This is a genomic window from Thalassobellus sediminis, from assembly GCF_044386045.1.
Taxonomy (GTDB): domain Bacteria; phylum Bacteroidota; class Bacteroidia; order Flavobacteriales; family Flavobacteriaceae; genus Thalassobellus; species Thalassobellus sediminis.
Genome location: NZ_JBISCD010000040.1, coordinates 1,142,179 through 1,157,256, shown reverse-complemented (window position 1 = coordinate 1,157,256; position 15,078 = coordinate 1,142,179). Strand labels below are relative to the sequence as shown.

The 15,078-nt window shown below is 32.2% G+C and carries 14 protein-coding genes; 12 read left to right on the top strand and 2 right to left on the bottom strand.

Annotated elements, in window-relative coordinates; translation table 11 throughout:
• The first annotated feature begins 29 nt into the window (after nt 1–29).
• The 4 genes from ACH5TW_RS11635 to rimM all read left to right on the top strand — a co-directional run bounded on the left by ACH5TW_RS11635 (nt 30) and on the right by rimM (nt 3,509).
• The gene (locus ACH5TW_RS11635; RefSeq protein ID WP_439336678.1) at nt 30–1,097 is read left to right on the top strand and encodes a lactonase family protein; all 1,068 of its coding nucleotides are present in this window, start codon (nt 30–32) and stop codon (nt 1,095–1,097) included.
• A gap of 12 nt (nt 1,098–1,109) precedes the next feature.
• Nucleotides 1,110–2,168, top strand: coding sequence for a lactonase family protein (locus ACH5TW_RS11630; protein ID WP_439336677.1), 1,059 nt, complete (start codon nt 1,110–1,112; stop codon nt 2,166–2,168).
• Nucleotides 2,169–2,285: 117 nt separating this feature from the next.
• The gene (locus tag ACH5TW_RS11625) at nt 2,286–2,804 is read left to right on the top strand and encodes a 30S ribosomal protein S16 (RefSeq protein WP_439336676.1); all 519 of its coding nucleotides are present in this window, start codon (nt 2,286–2,288) and stop codon (nt 2,802–2,804) included.
• 177 nt (nt 2,805–2,981) lie between these two features.
• Entirely contained in the window at nt 2,982–3,509 is a 528-nt protein-coding gene (gene rimM / locus ACH5TW_RS11620) for a ribosome maturation factor RimM (protein ID WP_439336675.1), read from the top strand.
• A 4-nt stretch (nt 3,510–3,513) separates the two neighbouring features.
• Here the strand turns inward: rimM and ACH5TW_RS11615 are convergent, their stop codons facing one another.
• Nucleotides 3,514–3,921: a hypothetical protein gene (locus ACH5TW_RS11615; RefSeq protein ID WP_439336674.1), complete on the bottom strand. Its 408-nt coding sequence runs from the start codon at nt 3,919–3,921 to the stop codon at nt 3,514–3,516.
• A gap of 192 nt (nt 3,922–4,113) precedes the next feature.
• Between ACH5TW_RS11615 and ACH5TW_RS11610 the strand changes: the two genes are divergently transcribed.
• From ACH5TW_RS11610 to ACH5TW_RS11595, 4 genes are all read left to right on the top strand, one after another.
• A complete protein-coding gene (locus ACH5TW_RS11610; protein ID WP_439336673.1) occupies nt 4,114–4,830 on the top strand; it encodes a tRNA1(Val) (adenine(37)-N6)-methyltransferase in 717 nt (238 codons plus the stop codon).
• Nucleotides 4,831–4,928: 98 nt separating this feature from the next.
• Nucleotides 4,929–6,107, top strand: a complete 1,179-nt coding sequence (locus ACH5TW_RS11605) for an acyl-CoA dehydrogenase family protein (RefSeq protein ID WP_439336672.1) — start codon at nt 4,929–4,931, stop codon at nt 6,105–6,107.
• A 209-nt stretch (nt 6,108–6,316) separates the two neighbouring features.
• Nucleotides 6,317–9,763 (top strand): PPi-type phosphoenolpyruvate carboxykinase family protein, encoded by a 3,447-nt coding sequence (locus tag ACH5TW_RS11600; RefSeq protein ID WP_439336671.1) that lies wholly within the window; start codon nt 6,317–6,319, stop codon nt 9,761–9,763.
• A gap of 160 nt (nt 9,764–9,923) precedes the next feature.
• Entirely contained in the window at nt 9,924–10,826 is a 903-nt protein-coding gene (locus tag ACH5TW_RS11595; RefSeq protein ID WP_439336670.1) for a metallophosphoesterase family protein, read from the top strand.
• Here ACH5TW_RS11595 and ACH5TW_RS11590 read toward each other — a convergent pair.
• Nucleotides 10,823–11,152 carry a 2Fe-2S iron-sulfur cluster-binding family protein gene (locus ACH5TW_RS11590; protein WP_439336669.1) on the bottom strand — a complete coding sequence of 110 codons (330 nt, stop codon included), beginning with the start codon at nt 11,150–11,152 and terminating at the stop codon, nt 10,823–10,825. The two genes, ACH5TW_RS11595 and ACH5TW_RS11590, sit on opposite strands and share 4 nt — an antisense overlap.
• A gap of 235 nt (nt 11,153–11,387) precedes the next feature.
• On the opposite strand from ACH5TW_RS11590, the gene ACH5TW_RS11585 reads away from it, so the two are divergent.
• Genes ACH5TW_RS11585 through ACH5TW_RS11570 form a run of 4 tightly spaced genes read left to right on the top strand, consistent with a single transcriptional unit; the run spans nt 11,388 to nt 15,076 of the window.
• Complete coding sequence (locus ACH5TW_RS11585) at nt 11,388–11,816, top strand: SoxR reducing system RseC family protein (protein ID WP_439336668.1); 429 nt, start codon at nt 11,388–11,390, stop codon at nt 11,814–11,816.
• Between the two features lie 5 nt (nt 11,817–11,821).
• Complete coding sequence (locus ACH5TW_RS11580; RefSeq protein ID WP_439336667.1) at nt 11,822–12,742, top strand: Fe-S cluster domain-containing protein; 921 nt, start codon at nt 11,822–11,824, stop codon at nt 12,740–12,742.
• Nucleotides 12,735–14,063, top strand: a complete 1,329-nt coding sequence (rsxC, locus tag ACH5TW_RS11575) for an electron transport complex subunit RsxC (protein WP_439336666.1) — start codon at nt 12,735–12,737, stop codon at nt 14,061–14,063. Before ACH5TW_RS11580 ends, rsxC begins: the two co-directional genes overlap by 8 nt.
• A gap of 2 nt (nt 14,064–14,065) precedes the next feature.
• On the top strand, nt 14,066–15,076 hold the full coding sequence (locus tag ACH5TW_RS11570) for an RnfABCDGE type electron transport complex subunit D (protein WP_439336665.1): 1,011 nt from the start codon (nt 14,066–14,068) through the stop codon (nt 15,074–15,076).
• Nucleotides 15,077–15,078: the final 2 nt, after the last annotated feature.

Sequence of the window (15,078 nt, the reverse complement as noted above, 5' to 3'; positions counted from 1 at the left end):
TTACTTTAGACGAATCTATATTTTATATTATGAAATTCAAATTACTTGTTTTAGGAATTATTATTAGTCTTTATTATTACAATGCTAACGCTCAAAACACACCTTTATATGTTGGCACTTACACTGATGGTTATAGTGAAGGTATTTACAAACTAGATTTCAATCAAAATACTGGAGAGCTTAGCAATTTGCAATTAGCTGTTTCTACACAAAACCCTTCATTTATAACATATTCAAGAAATAAAAAATTCATATATGCGGTAAGCGAAAGTTTGGGAGGTTCTGTTTCATCATTTAAAATTAGAGAAAACGGACATTTAAAATTTTTAAATAAGGTGAGTAGTAACGGGAAAGGCCCTTGCCATATTTCAATAAACAGACAAGGAAACAAAGCTGTTGTATCAAATTACAGTGGTGGCAGTGCTTCTATTTATAGTATTGCAAGAAACGGAAAATTAAATGATGCTACTCAAATTTTTAATTACAACACAGACGACAAAGTATCACATGCTCACTCTGCACAGTTTTTCAGGAATGAATTATACATAGCCGATTTAGGAATAAATGCACTATACCAATACAAACTTAAAGACAATACATACAAACTAACATTACCTACAGTGGTAGAAATGGTAGAAAACCCAGGCCCTAGACATTTTACAATAACAAAAAACGGTCAATACATCTATATAATAAATGAGTACGGCAGTTCTGTTACTTCTATAAAGCGAACTGAAACAGGTTTTAAACAAATTGATTACGACTCTACATTAGATGAAACCTATAAAGGAAATAATTCTTGTGCAGATATTCATTTATCTAGAAATGAACTTTACTTATACGGTTCGAACAGAGGCGAAAATTCCATAGTAGTTTTTAAAAGAAACAAACTTGATGGCACTATAGAAAAAATTCAAACAGTACCAGTTCATGGAGATTGGCCAAGAAACTTTACATTAGACCCTTCAGGAAAATTTTTATTGGTAGCTAATAAAAAGAGTCATAATATTTCTGTTTTTAGAATTAATACATCTACCGGAAAACTTTCTTTTTTAAATGACGTAAAAGTACCAAGACCTGTTTGTTTACTATTTTAAAGCACTGCTAGTATGAAACTTTATTTATTATTTCTATCATTAGTTCTAATTCTTTTTAATTGTACGGCACAAAACATCCCTTTATATATTGGTACTTATACAAAAGGAGACAGCGAAGGTATTTATAGGTTTGAATTTAACACTAAAACAGGAGACCTTTCTAACAAACAATTAGTTGCAACTATAGAACAACCGTCGTTTATATCTTATAATCTAGATAGAACACATATTTACGCTGTTAGTGAAGTAAATGATGGATACATATCTGCTTACAAGGTTGAAGATACTGGAAAGTTAACGTTTTTAAACAAAGTAAGTGTTAATGGCGATATTCCTTGCCATATTTCATTTAACTATAAAGGCGAAATGGCTGTTTCAAACTACGGCAGTGGCAACGTATCTCTTTATACCATGTCAAATAATGGTGCTCTAAATGAGGCATTTCAAATTTTCGATCATAACACTGAAAACAAAAAGGCCAGAGCACATGCTGCACATTTTTTTAATGATGAATTATATATTGCTGATTTCGGTAGAAACGCTGTTTATTATTATAAATTGAAGGATGATGTATACAAATTAGAATCACCTGCGATTGTAAAAACAACTGGCAATCCAGGTCCTAGACATTTTACATTAACTAATAACGGACAATACATTTATATTATTAACGAACAAAGCAGCTCTATAACTTCAGTTAAAAGAACAGATACCGGTTTTGAACAAATTGATTACGATACTACTTTAGATGAAAAATTTAAAGGAAAAAGTTATTGTGCAGACATTCACCTTTCAAAAGACGAACGCTTTCTTTATGGATCTAACCGAGGCGAGAACTCTATAGCCGTTTTTGAAAGAAACACCAAAACAGGTACCATAAACAAAATTCAAAGCATTTCTACTCACGGTAATTACCCAAGAAACTTTACACTAGACCCTTCTGGAGAGTTTCTATTAGTTGCGAATCAAATAAGTAATAATATTTCTATTTTCAAAGTAAACAAAACCACTGGAACTATTGAGTTTTTAAAAGACTACAAAGCTCCAACACCTGTTTGCTTATTGTTTTAATAACAGTTCGTTAAGTTGCTATCAAAAAAACGAATAAAGCCTTGATAATTAAAAAAATATAGTATCTTTGCGCCCTCATTAATAACCGAGGTCGAGAACCTCAAATAATTAATTATTATGCCAGTAAAAATTAGATTACAAAGACATGGTAAAAAAGGGAAACCTTTTTACTGGATCGTTGCAGCTGATGCACGTTCAAAAAGAGATGGTAAATACCTAGAAAAATTAGGTATCTACAATCCAAACACAAACCCAGCAACTGTTGAATTAAACGTTGATGGCGCTGTAACATGGTTGCAAAATGGTGCACAACCAACAGATACAGCAAAAACACTTTTATCTTACAAAGGTGCTTTACTAAAAAATCACCTTGCAGGTGGTGTTAGAAAAGGCGCTTTAACTGAAGAGCAAGCTGAAGCTAAATTCACTGCTTGGTTAGAAGAAAAAGAAGCAAAAGTACAAACAAAAGCTGATGGTTTATCTGAAGTTGAAGCAAAAGCAAAAGCTGATGCGTTAGCTGCTGAAAAAGCTGTAAATGAAGCAAGAATTGCTGCAGCTGTTCCTGCTGTTGAAGAAGAAGTAGCTGAAGAAGCTGCTCCTGAAGTTGAAGCAGAAGCATCAAAAGAAGAAGAATAAAAAAATATTTTTTTATACTTTTAAACTCCGGTATTTATATCGGAGTTTTTTTGTGAAATAGTATTTTGATTTTCAAAATACATTATTGAACAAATTCCGATGAAAATCGGAATCTCATAATTATTAATACTTTTAAAGATTCTGAAACAAGTTCAGGATAAAAAAATATCATTTTCAATGAAAAAAGAAAATTGTTTCTACTTAGGTAAAATTGTAAAAAAATACAGTTTTAAAGGCGAAGTTTTAGCGAAATTAGACACAGACCAGCCAGAACTTTATGAAAACTTAGATGCTATTTTTTTAGAATTAAGAAATAATCTTGTGCCTTTTTTTGTTGAAAGTTCTCAATTACACAAATCGGAATTACTTCGTATAAAATTTGAAGATGTAGACGAAGAAGCCGATGCCGATGCTATTATGAAAAGTGGTTTATATTTACCACTAGACTTACTTCCTAAACTAGAAGGCAACAAATTTTACTTTCATGAAGTTATTAACTTTACAATTGAAGATGTAAACTTTGGAAAAGTAGGTATTATAAAAGCTATTAACGACTCTACAGCACAATCTCTTTTTGAAATAGATCGAAATGGTATAGAAATCTTAATCCCAATGAATGATGAATTTATAGTTAAGGTAGATAGAACTAACAAAACCGTTTTAGTAAATACTCCAGAAGGATTGATTGACTTGTACTTAGAATAACTTTTTAAGCAAATCCCATAGCGTCTGCTTCTCTTTCAACTAAAAACAATGAAGATTGAATACAATCTCGTTGTTTTACTAAGAGCTTACAAAGTGGTAAAGACAAATTCATTTCCATAAGCAAGTCATTATATTTCACTATACTAAACTGCATTAGGTTATTAACTTGTCTTAATAAATTACTACTCTTTTCGTAACGCAATGATTTTTTAAAACTCAACTCTGTTAAATGATTTCGTCTTTGTAACATTATGGAGTTATCTACCTTGGTTTCAAGTTTTTTTGATTCATTTTGTAACATCTCACAAAAACGCTTTCTCTCAAGCTCTTTTTCTTTAAAAAAAGTTTTTAAATTAACATCTGGAACATCACCTTGCATTTTAGAAAATATTTTTCCGACTTGTTGATTCATTAAAAATAAATCATTCAACTTCATTAAAATTTTATCATATTGTTTTATCCCCAAAACTATTCAGTATTTTATAATTAGACGTTTAATATACGTTAAAAACAACCTAAATTGGATGTCTTTAGTATATTATTTAACATAATTTATTCAGTTTTAACATTTTATTTTTACTATTGCGTAATTTACAAAAAAATCATGTCTAAAAAACCTTTTCTGTTCAAAAAATTCGAAATATACCAAGACCAATGCGCTATGAAAGTTGGCACAGATGGTGTATTACTTGGCGCATGGTCATCTATAAAACACAACCCTTTTTCTATTTTAGATATTGGTGCAGGCACAGGTATTTTAGCTTTAATGCTTGCTCAAAGATGTGATGCAGAACTTATAGATGCTATTGAAATTGATGATAGCACTTACGAACAATGTGTTAATAATTTTGAACAATCGCCTTGGGGAGATCGCCTTTTTTGTTACCATGCTTCACTAGAAGAATTTACAGAAGAAATTGAAGACAAATACGATCTTATTATTTCAAATCCGCCATTTTATTCTGAAGATTTTAAAACAGAAAACACACAACGTGATTTAGCCAGATTTAACGATGCTATGCCTTTCGAACATTTAATTGAGAGTGTTTCAAAACTATTATCTGAAGATGGTGTTTTCTCGGTAATCGTTCCTTTTAAAGAAGAAATTCCCTTTATAAAATTAGCTTCAAAACATAATCTTTTACTTAATAAAACACTCCATATCAAAGGCAATCCAAATTCAGAAATTAAACGAAGCCTTTTGGAATTCTCTTTCCGCGAAAGCGATGTAAACATTAATGAGTTAATTATTGAAACAGAACGTCATCAATATACTGAAGACTACATTAACCTTACCAAAGATTTTTATTTAAAAATGTAACTAAATCGGTAAAGATTAATTAAATTTGAGAGGATATAGCGATATTTTTGTCAAAAAAACAAAGGATTATCCCATTAAAACCTTTTAATTTAATCTAGATGAAACCAGATTTATTTGAAGCACCAGATTATTATAATCTTGACGAATTATTAACCGATGAGCATAAATTAGTTCGTGATGCTGCTCGCGAATGGGTAAAACGTGAAGTGTCTCCAATTATAGAAGACTATGCTCAAAAAGCTGAATTCCCAAAACAAATTATAAATGGTTTGGCTGAAATTGGTGCCTTTGGACCATATATTCCTATGGAATATGGAGGTGCAGGCTTAGATCAAATTTCTTATGGTTTAATTATGCAAGAAATAGAACGAGGTGATTCTGGTATCCGTAGTACAGCTTCAGTACAGTCTAGTTTAGTTATGTATCCTATTTGGAAATATGGCAATGAATCCCAACGTCAAAAGTATTTACCAAAATTAGCTAGTGGCGAATGGATGGGTTGTTTTGGTTTAACTGAGCCAGATCATGGTAGTAATCCAAGTGGGATGGTTACTAATTTTAAAGATATGGGCGACCATTATTTATTAAATGGTGCTAAAATGTGGATTAGCAATGCTCCTTTTGCTCAAATTGCAGTGGTTTGGGCTAAAAATGAAACTGGACGTATTCATGGGTTGATAGTAGAACGTGGAATGGAAGGCTTTACTACACCTGAAACTCATAATAAATGGTCGCTAAGAGCAAGTGCCACTGGCGAACTTATTTTTGATAATGTTAAAGTACCTAAAGAAAATTTATTACCTAACAAATCTGGATTAGGAGCACCGCTTGGTTGTTTAGACTCTGCGCGCTTTGGCATTGCTTGGGGAGCTATTGGCGTAGCCATGGATTGTTATGACACCGCTTTACGTTATAGCAAAGAACGTCTGCAATTTGGAAAACCTATTGGTCAATTTCAACTGCAGCAAAAAAAATTAGCAGAAATGATTACAGAAATTACCAAAGGACAACTTTTAACTTGGCGTTTAGGTGTTTTACGTAATAACGGAAAAGCAACTTCTGCTCAAATATCTATGGCTAAACGTAATAATGTAGACATGGCTATAAACATTGCTAGAGAAGCTAGACAGATGTTAGGTGGTATGGGAATTACTGGCGAATATAGTATTATGCGACATTCTATGAATTTAGAAAGTGTTATTACTTATGAAGGCACACATGATATTCACTTATTAATTACGGGTCTTGATATTACTGGATTAAACGCTTTTAAATAATTTGCTTTTTATTATAAATTAATACTTACTGGTATTAGACTTACATAACTAATACCAAACATCTAACTTATTCTGTTTTTTATAAGATTAATACCATGTCCAAAAAGACATAACAACTAAAATTTATTCAATAACTGACTTTCGACAGGTTTTTAAAATAATTCATGACTTAAATTTGGCTTTTATATAAAAAAACAACCTTTTTAATCATGCAAGAATCAAGGAAAAATATTGTTCAGTTTATTAATTTACAGTTAGCTGCACTAGATCAGCCTATTTTTAAAGACAACGAGGAAAGTGACGAAAAATTTTGTGATCCAAAATTTGAGTTACTTACCACAGGATTAATAAAAAGTATCCGTGAAAAATCAAGATTATTGGCAGATCATCATTGTCCTGCAGATTCTAGAATTCAGAATTTTATTGATACCTATTTAAAAGAAGTTTCAATTAATAAATCATTCAAAATACCTAACAACACATTAATATTATCTAAAAAAGGCCATGCTAGAGAGGTTAGCTTACCTCCTAATGGAAATCTATTTAAAAGTAATTTAGTTACTTCTAACAGAGTAAAACAAGGTATTTTAAACAACCCTTTACACGATAAAAGAACAACAAAAGGCACCTTTCATATTGTTGAGGGACCACTACCAGTTCCTTTAGACAAAAAAGAGGTGCCTAAAATTACTTTTGCTCACCTTTTAAATTCAGCATTTAACCCTTCTGAGGAATTAAAAATATTACCATTTACTGCCAATCAAGAAGAAAAGGCAAAAACAATGGTATCCATGTTATTAAGACCAACTGTTTGCCCAGAAGTACCTAATTTAATTTCTAAAAAATCATTAGAAGTTCGTTTTTTTGCTCCTGGAAATCTAGTTAGTAATTTAGATTTTGTTGAATCTATTTTCGGAAACGCTGGCAACCCTAATTTAGCTTTAAATGATGCGGCATTAGACACAGAACACTGGACTGGGCATACAGGTTGTATTGTTTTAGCACCTCAATTAATAACACTAAAAAAGAAAGATGTAGGGTTACCACATTTTAATGATGCAACTGAGCGTCAAAAACGTGATGGCATGTGCTGGAAAGATGTCAACGAATTATATAATGATGGTGGCGCTTTCAAAATTACTTGTAGAGATGATAGGGGTATTGTAATTACTCTAATTGCAGATAATTATTATGGGTATTCAAAAAAAGAAATAAAAACACAAATTAGTTATTCAGCTAATTTATTTGGCTTAGTTGAAGAAGAACATGCTGGTGGTGCAATGGCTTTTGCTAGAAGAGTAATGGGAGATACTTTAGACGGTAAAGATTACTTCGAATTTAATGGAAGTAAACACACTTTTGAAGGTGTTAAAACACTGTTAGGAGATAAGATTGACATCATGCCTGAAAATTATGCTGTAGATAAGAAATATCCAAACATTATATACATTCCAGAATTTTCATATGTAAACACAAACACTAATAGTATTACATGGAAACATGGTGGCAAAGACCAAAAACTAACAATATCTCCATACAAAACATATGTTCATCCAACTGGAAACAAATTCAGATTAGAAAAACATAAAAGCATTAATTTATGGCGAATAGTTGACACATTTGCCGAAGGTGTTTTTTGTCACAAACCTTGTACCGTTTCTGGTGGTGGTAAATCCGAAATTTCAAAGTCTATGCAAAACGCTATTACTTATAGTACGTTTAACATACATAATATTGATGAAGACTTTAAAAAAGCAGATGAAATAATAGAATTTAACTATTCTTCTCGTTGGAAAATTAAAGACCCAAATAGACCAAAGTCTAGACATTTTTTAAGTGAAGACAGAACATTAAGCTCTGCAGTAAAACTATTAACGCCTTCAAAAGAAAACTCAGATGAATTTAACGAATTTTTAAACAACATTCCTGTTCATATTAGATCCTTAGTATTATTTGTAAAACGACTTTACAGACAAGCACATGGTTCTTTAAACTGGAAAGATTATATGTCTGTTGAAATTATTAATGGACAAAAAGGCACAGGTCTATTGCATAATAACACCCCTGTTGTCGGTAGTTATGTGCGTATCGGTTTTAATCAAAAAGGAAACTGGATGTTAAACAAATTAAGATCTGATTTTTCTCCTTGTGAAAAAATTCAAACCGAAGATGATATTACTGCATCAATAACATTACCAAGAGATCTAATATCAAACTTAAATCCAGAATTTAGTAACAAAAGTGTTAAAGTACTAACCAACTGTGAAGCACATTTATTCCAAAGACCCGACGAGGCTGTTATAAGAGGCTATGATAAAAATGCAGAGTTAGATATTGTTTCTAATGGTCGTTTTTTAACAAATTATGAATTATTAAAAAAGCAAGATGCTACTGCTATTTATGAAGACACAATAAACTTCGATAAATATACACAACCAGTAAAAGACTTTATTACATCTATTGTAAACAGTGATAATGAAGAAGAATATTTTGTTCTACCATCGCATACTAGAATTGTAAATGGCGAACCTACTGCAAACCCTCGCTATTTAGAACCCAGTAGACATATTAAAGAAACTGAGGAAAGTTATTTAGCTGATACTGGTGTACGATTATTAAGAAAAATAAAAATAGATGAACCAGTAGTTCATATAGTAAATGCTGTTCTTCCAGGAAGAAGAAACAACCCTGTTGATAAAGCCGCTGGTATTCGTCCATTAGCAGTATACAATCCAATTCATTACCAAGAAACTCCAGAATTGTTTATGGACTTTATTTGTAGCCTAACAGGTAAGTCGCCATCAACTACAGGAGCAGGTTCTGAAGGCGCTTTAACAAAAGCACCATTCAATATGCTAACGCCTACTACAGATTTAAATAACGCCTTATTATCTCATATTTTAACAGAATCTAATGGATTTAGTACTGCTGCTGGATATGTTGGTGCAGAAAATAAAATAGACCATGATATTAGTTTACTTATTCCAGAAATTTGGGCACGTTTGGATCCAAAAGATAGAGACCCAATAAAATTAATACAAAATGGCTCTTTAGAAAAACTTGAAGATTTTGAATACAATGGAAAAACCATTTTAGCAAGTCGTTTAGGTTACAGAATTACCAAAACATTTTCTTTAAGATGCTTAAACCGTTTATTTGACGAGCCTACAGCTGTTTTTAATGAAAAAATGTTAAAACCAGAATTACAAGGTTTAGAAGATTATGTAGATGGCATTAATAATATTGTTGAAGCTCAAGAAAAAGTAGCAAAAAGCTATTTTGAAGATGGTAGTATTGAATCTGCTATTCCACCATTAAAAATTTTATTACACATTATGACTTATGGCACATATGAAGGAAAAGATATTAGCGACCCAGAATTGCGCAAATATTTTGATAGAGACTATGTAATTAATAGTGATTGGTATAAAGAACGATTAGCATTAAAACAGAAAAAAGACATTTCTTTTTACGATTCTCAAATAGCATATTTAGAAGCATTTATGGCAAACCCAAATAATGAAGCTTTAGTATCTGAAATGAAAATAAATGAGCGTTTACAATCTGTAAAAGAAAGCTACAACGATGTTAAATCGAGTGATTATTTAAATCGTTTAGTAGGAACTATTGGAGCTGATCCTTTATATTGTAAATAAAACAAATAGTAAGTTTTTCTTAATCCTTAAAAAGCGTTTCAAATTGAAACGCTTTTTTGTTTACATTTACTTTATGTTTTCATGTGCTTAATATTTAATGTTTCTCAAAGTGCATTTGCGACATTCATTAAATTTTTATCTACATTATAATATTTTAGTTATGAATGTTTCATCGAAAAAAAGATTAGATAACGCCTATAAACATGCCAAAGTCATTGACTTTGATGATGCTAGCAAATTCATTTTATTTAGTGATTGCCATCGAGGTGATAATAGTTTTGCAGACGATTTTGCAAATAATAGAAATATTTATTTTCATGCATTAAAGCATTATTATGCTGAAGGGTTTCAATATTGCGAAGTTGGTGATGGTGATGAATTATGGGAAAACATTGCATTCAGCTCTATTCTAAATGCACATAAAAATGTGTTCATGCTTATGAAACTATTTCATAAAGCAAATAGATTACACATGATTTGGGGAAACCATGATATGGTTTACAGAAACCCAGATTATGTAAAAAAACATTTATCTACTTATTTTGATGCAAAAACAGGTGAAGATGTCGAACTTTTTGGAGACATTACATACCATGAAGGCATCATTTTAAAACATACTAAAACCAATCAAGAAGTATTTTTAACACATGGACATCAAGCCGATTGGTGGAATTTCTTATTCTGGAAATGGAGTCGTTTTATGGTACGTATTCTATGGAAACCCTTAAACGTTATGGGAATAGCAGACCCTACAAGTCCTGCAAAAAACTACAAAGAACTTATTAAAGTAGAACGTAGAACAAAAAAATGGATTTCTGAAAACAACAACTTACTAACCATTGTTGGGCATACTCACCGACCTCGATTTCCAGAACCTGGAGACATTGCGTTTTTTAACGATGGTAGCTGTGTTCACCCACGAAGTATTACAGGTATTGAAATTGAAAATGGAACCATTTCACTTATAAAATGGCATATTGCAACTAAAGATGACGGCACACTTCAAATTGTAAAAACACTACTAGAAGGCCCAAGAAAATTATTAGACTATAAAAAACTCTAACTCTCAGGAGCAAGCTCTACTTCAAGACCTTCCATTTCTGGTGTCATTTGTATTTGGCAACCTAAACGAGAATTGTCTTTAACATCAAAAGCTTCAGAAAGCATGGCTTCTTCATCATCACCCATTTCTGGCAACTCAGTATCACTAGTTACGTAACATTGACAAGAAGCACACATTGCCATACCACCACAAACTCCAATAGTGCCTTCTGGGGCTAATTCATAAGACCGTACAACCTCCATAAGGTTCATAGCCATATCTGTTGGCGCTAGCAAAGTATGTGCTACACCATCTCTATCTGTTATCTTTATTGTAATATCTGACATTCAAAAATTTTAAGTGGCAAAAATAAGTAAATAATTTCAATTAAACTATTAATCCTACTAAATTAGTAGACAATTGAATTATCAACAAAAACAATACCTCCGAAGCAATTTGTAAATATTTTTTTAGATTAAAATTAATAATTCTTCAATATCAAAGCTAACATAAGTCATAAAATTACCTAAGTCAATAGATTAATTTTACAATATGAATTTCTTAAAATAATGAAATGTATTTATGAATTCTCAATCATCAAATAAAAACACATTTACCCACGCTGGTGTTGTCTCTAAAATTGCAGATGAATCTATTGTGGTTTCCTTAGAACAAAACGTTCATTGCGAATCTTGTCGAGCTAAGGCTGCTTGTGGTATTTCAGAATCTAATACTAAAAACATTGAAATAGCAAACCTTGATGATTGTTATAAAATTAATGAACCTGTTCGTGTTGCTTTAAAAAAAGCACTTGGTTTTAAAGCCGTGTTTTGGGCTTATGTTTTTCCATTTATATTAATGTTTTTCACGTTAATAATTGCATCTATTTATTTAAAAGAATGGATAGCAGGACTGTTATCACTTGCCATATTAATCCCTTATTATTTAACGCTCTACTTTTTAAAAAACACATTAAAAAGTGCCTTTAAAATTTCCATAATAAAAATATAATTAGCATGTCTGAATCCGTTTTAAATAGTGTTTTCTTATTAGCTTCCTTGGGTATCATTGCAGCTATTGTACTATATGTAGTTTCTAAAAAATTCTATGTTTATGAAGATCCTTTAATAGGAGAAGTTGATGAGTTATTACCAGCTGCCAATTGTGGTGGTTGTGGCTCTCCTGGTTGCAAAGCTTTCGCCGAAAAATTGGTTAGCTCTGATGATATTTCAGATCTTTTTTGCCCTGTAGGAGGCAACGATGTTATGAAAGAAGTAGCTACCGTTTTAGGAAAAGAAGTTACAGAAAAAGATCCTACTCTTGCTGTTTTACTCTGTCAAGGCAGTTGTGAAGTACGACCAAAAACCACCGAATATCAAGGCCCTAGAAATTGCGCTATCTCTGCAATGATTTATAGTGGAGAAACCGATTGCCAATATGGTTGTTTAGGCGATGGCGATTGTGTAGCTGTCTGTAAATTCGATGCCATGTACATGGATGAAACTACCGGACTCCCCGTAATAATCACAGATAAATGTACGTCTTGTGGTGCCTGCGCTGAAGCCTGTCCGAGAGACATTATTGAAATGCGCCCTAAACATAAAAGAGATTTAAAAATATTTATTGGCTGCTTGAATCAAGACAAAGCTGGTATTGCAAAAAAATCGTGTGCAGTGGCTTGTATTGGATGCTCTAAATGTGAAGATATTTGTCCTAAAGACGCTATAGACATGTCTAACAACTTAGCATATATAGATTCTGTAGCCTGTACGTTATGTAGAAAATGTGTGGATGTATGTCCTACGCATTCCATTATAGAAACAAATTTCCCGAAGAAAAAGGTTAAGAAAGTTGAACCAAAAGTTGAAAAGGTAAAAAAGGTTGAACCTATAGCTAAAGCAAATGTTGAATCTGATAAACTAAAGACCGATGCTTAAAACATTTCCAAAAGGCGGTATCCATCCTCCAGAAAATAAAATAACATCATCAAAAGGCATTAAAAGAATGACGGTACCTAAAATTGTATATGTACCCATATCTCAACATATTGGTATACCTGCCGAAATAATTGTTAATGTTAAAGACAAAATAGAAAAAGGGCAAGTTATTGCTAAATCTGGCGGATTTGTTTCTTCTAACATACATACACCTGTTGCAGGAACAGTTACTAAACTAGATAAAATAATAGATACTAGTGGCTACAAAAAACAATGCATCGTAATTAGAACAGATGCCAAAAATGAAACTAATTTTGAAGACATAAAATACCCTTTAAAAAAAGAAATTACTCTAGGGTCTGAAGACATATTACAAAAAATCAACGATTATGGTATTGTTGGTTTAGGAGGGGCTACATTTCCTTCGCATGTAAAACTAACCGTGAAAGAAGGCGCTGTTTTAGATCACCTCATTATTAATGGTGTAGAATGCGAACCTTACTTAACAGCAGACCATCGTTTAATGCTTGAAAAAACTGAAGAGATTATTGTTGGTATTCATCTTTTAATGACCGCTTTAAAAATTAACAAAGCCATTATAGGTATTGAAAACAACAAAAAGGATGCGATAAACATCTTTAAAAAACTAACAGAAAACGATTCTAAAATTCAGGTTGCTGCTTTACAAGTTAAATATCCTCAAGGAGGCGAAAAACAACTAGTAAGCGCCATATTAAATAGGGAGGTTCCTAAAAACGGATTACCATTAGACGTTGGCGTTGTTGTGCATAACGTAGGAACTATTTTTGCGATTTATGAGGCCGTTCAGCACGATAAAGCATTAACAGAACGTGTTGTTACTATTACAGGAAAAAAACTAGAAAACGCCTCTAACTACTGGGTAAAAATAGGCACACCTATTAAAGATTTAGTAGCAGAAATTGGTGGTTTACCAGAAGGTACTCGTAAGATTATTAATGGTGGACCAATGATGGGAAAAGCAATTAAAAACTTAGACGTTCCTGTTACTAAAGGCACTTCAGGAATCTTAGCTATTCATGAAGATGAAGCTAGCAGAGGTGAGCCCAAAAACTGCATTCGTTGTAGTGAGTGCGTGAACGTATGCCCTATGGGATTAGAACCTCATCTACTAATGAATCTTTCAGAAAAAGGGATGTATGAGAAAGCATCTTATGAAGATATTATGACCTGTATAGAATGTGGTTCATGCAGCTACGTTTGCCCTTCACATAGACCATTATTAGACTATATAAGGTTTGGAAAAAATATTGTTAAAAAGTTAAATACTACTAAAAACTAACTATGAGCAATCAACCCATAATTGTATCTGCATCTCCGCATGTACACTCAGATAGAACGTCTAAAAAACTCATGTATGATGTGGTTATCGCATTAATACCAGCGTTCTTAGTTTCTTTATATGTTTTTGGAATTAGCGCATTAATAGCAACATCGGTAGCCATTGCTTCCTGTATGTTGTTTGAATATGTTATTCAAAAATATCTTTTAAAAACAGACGTCACAATTACCGATGGTTCTGCATTAATTACTGGTATTCTACTAGCTTTCAATCTCCCTGCTACCTTACCTATTTGGATGATTATTGTTGGTAGTTTAATTGCTATAGGCGTAGCAAAACTATCCTTTGGTGGCTTAGGCTTTAATATTTTTAATCCTGCCTTAGTAGGTCGTGTATTTTTACTCGTATCATTCCCAGTACAAATGACCATGTGGCCAACAGCCATAGAAAACAACACGACACTTGTAGACGCTGTTACAGGAGCAACACCGTTAGGCATTATAAAAGAAGGCTTGCAATATGGAGAAACAATGACTGAAATTGGTTCTAAAATACCTTCAGCTATCGACATGTTATTTGGTTTTACAGGAGGTTCTTTAGGAGAAATGTCGGCAATTACCTTACTATTAGGAGGCTTATATTTAATTATTAGAAAAGTTATTACTTGGCATATTCCTGTAACACTATTAGCTTCTATGGCAGTTATAACCGGTATTTTCTGGTTTATAAACGCAGAGCAATATACCAACCCAATAATTCATTTACTATCTGGTGGTGCCATTTTAGGAGCCTTTTATATGGCAACCGATCTGGTTACAAGTCCTATGACAAAAAAAGGCATGATTATTTTCGCTATTGGCATTGGGTTAATTACAGTTTTAATACGGCTTTTTGGCGCCTACCCTGAAGGTATTTCGTTTGCTATTTTAATAATGAATGCCTTTGTGCCATTAATTAATAAATATTTCAAACCTAGAAGATTTGGTAATAAAATAAAATCTAAAATCGTGTAATT

Excerpts from the sequence above, each read along its gene's own strand:
- ACH5TW_RS11595 (WP_439336670.1), top strand. The coding sequence starts at position 9,924 with ATGAATGTTTCATCGAAAAAAAGATTAGATAACGCCTATAAACATGCC.
- ACH5TW_RS11635 (WP_439336678.1), top strand. The coding sequence starts at position 30 with ATGAAATTCAAATTACTTGTTTTAGGAATTATTATTAGTCTTTATTAT.
- ACH5TW_RS11615 (WP_439336674.1), bottom strand. The coding sequence starts at position 3,921 with ATGAATCAACAAGTCGGAAAAATATTTTCTAAAATGCAAGGTGATGTT.
- ACH5TW_RS11570 (WP_439336665.1), top strand. The coding sequence starts at position 14,066 with ATGAGCAATCAACCCATAATTGTATCTGCATCTCCGCATGTACACTCA.
- ACH5TW_RS11625 (WP_439336676.1), top strand. The coding sequence starts at position 2,286 with ATGCCAGTAAAAATTAGATTACAAAGACATGGTAAAAAAGGGAAACCT.
- rsxC (WP_439336666.1), top strand. The coding sequence starts at position 12,735 with ATGCTTAAAACATTTCCAAAAGGCGGTATCCATCCTCCAGAAAATAAA.
- ACH5TW_RS11580 (WP_439336667.1), top strand. The coding sequence starts at position 11,822 with ATGTCTGAATCCGTTTTAAATAGTGTTTTCTTATTAGCTTCCTTGGGT.
- ACH5TW_RS11600 (WP_439336671.1), top strand. The coding sequence starts at position 6,317 with ATGCAAGAATCAAGGAAAAATATTGTTCAGTTTATTAATTTACAGTTA.
- ACH5TW_RS11630 (WP_439336677.1), top strand. The coding sequence starts at position 1,110 with ATGAAACTTTATTTATTATTTCTATCATTAGTTCTAATTCTTTTTAAT.
- ACH5TW_RS11590 (WP_439336669.1), bottom strand. The coding sequence starts at position 11,152 with ATGTCAGATATTACAATAAAGATAACAGATAGAGATGGTGTAGCACAT.
- ACH5TW_RS11605 (WP_439336672.1), top strand. The coding sequence starts at position 4,929 with ATGAAACCAGATTTATTTGAAGCACCAGATTATTATAATCTTGACGAA.
- rimM (WP_439336675.1), top strand. The coding sequence starts at position 2,982 with ATGAAAAAAGAAAATTGTTTCTACTTAGGTAAAATTGTAAAAAAATAC.
- ACH5TW_RS11610 (WP_439336673.1), top strand. The coding sequence starts at position 4,114 with ATGTCTAAAAAACCTTTTCTGTTCAAAAAATTCGAAATATACCAAGAC.
- ACH5TW_RS11585 (WP_439336668.1), top strand. The coding sequence starts at position 11,388 with ATGAATTCTCAATCATCAAATAAAAACACATTTACCCACGCTGGTGTT.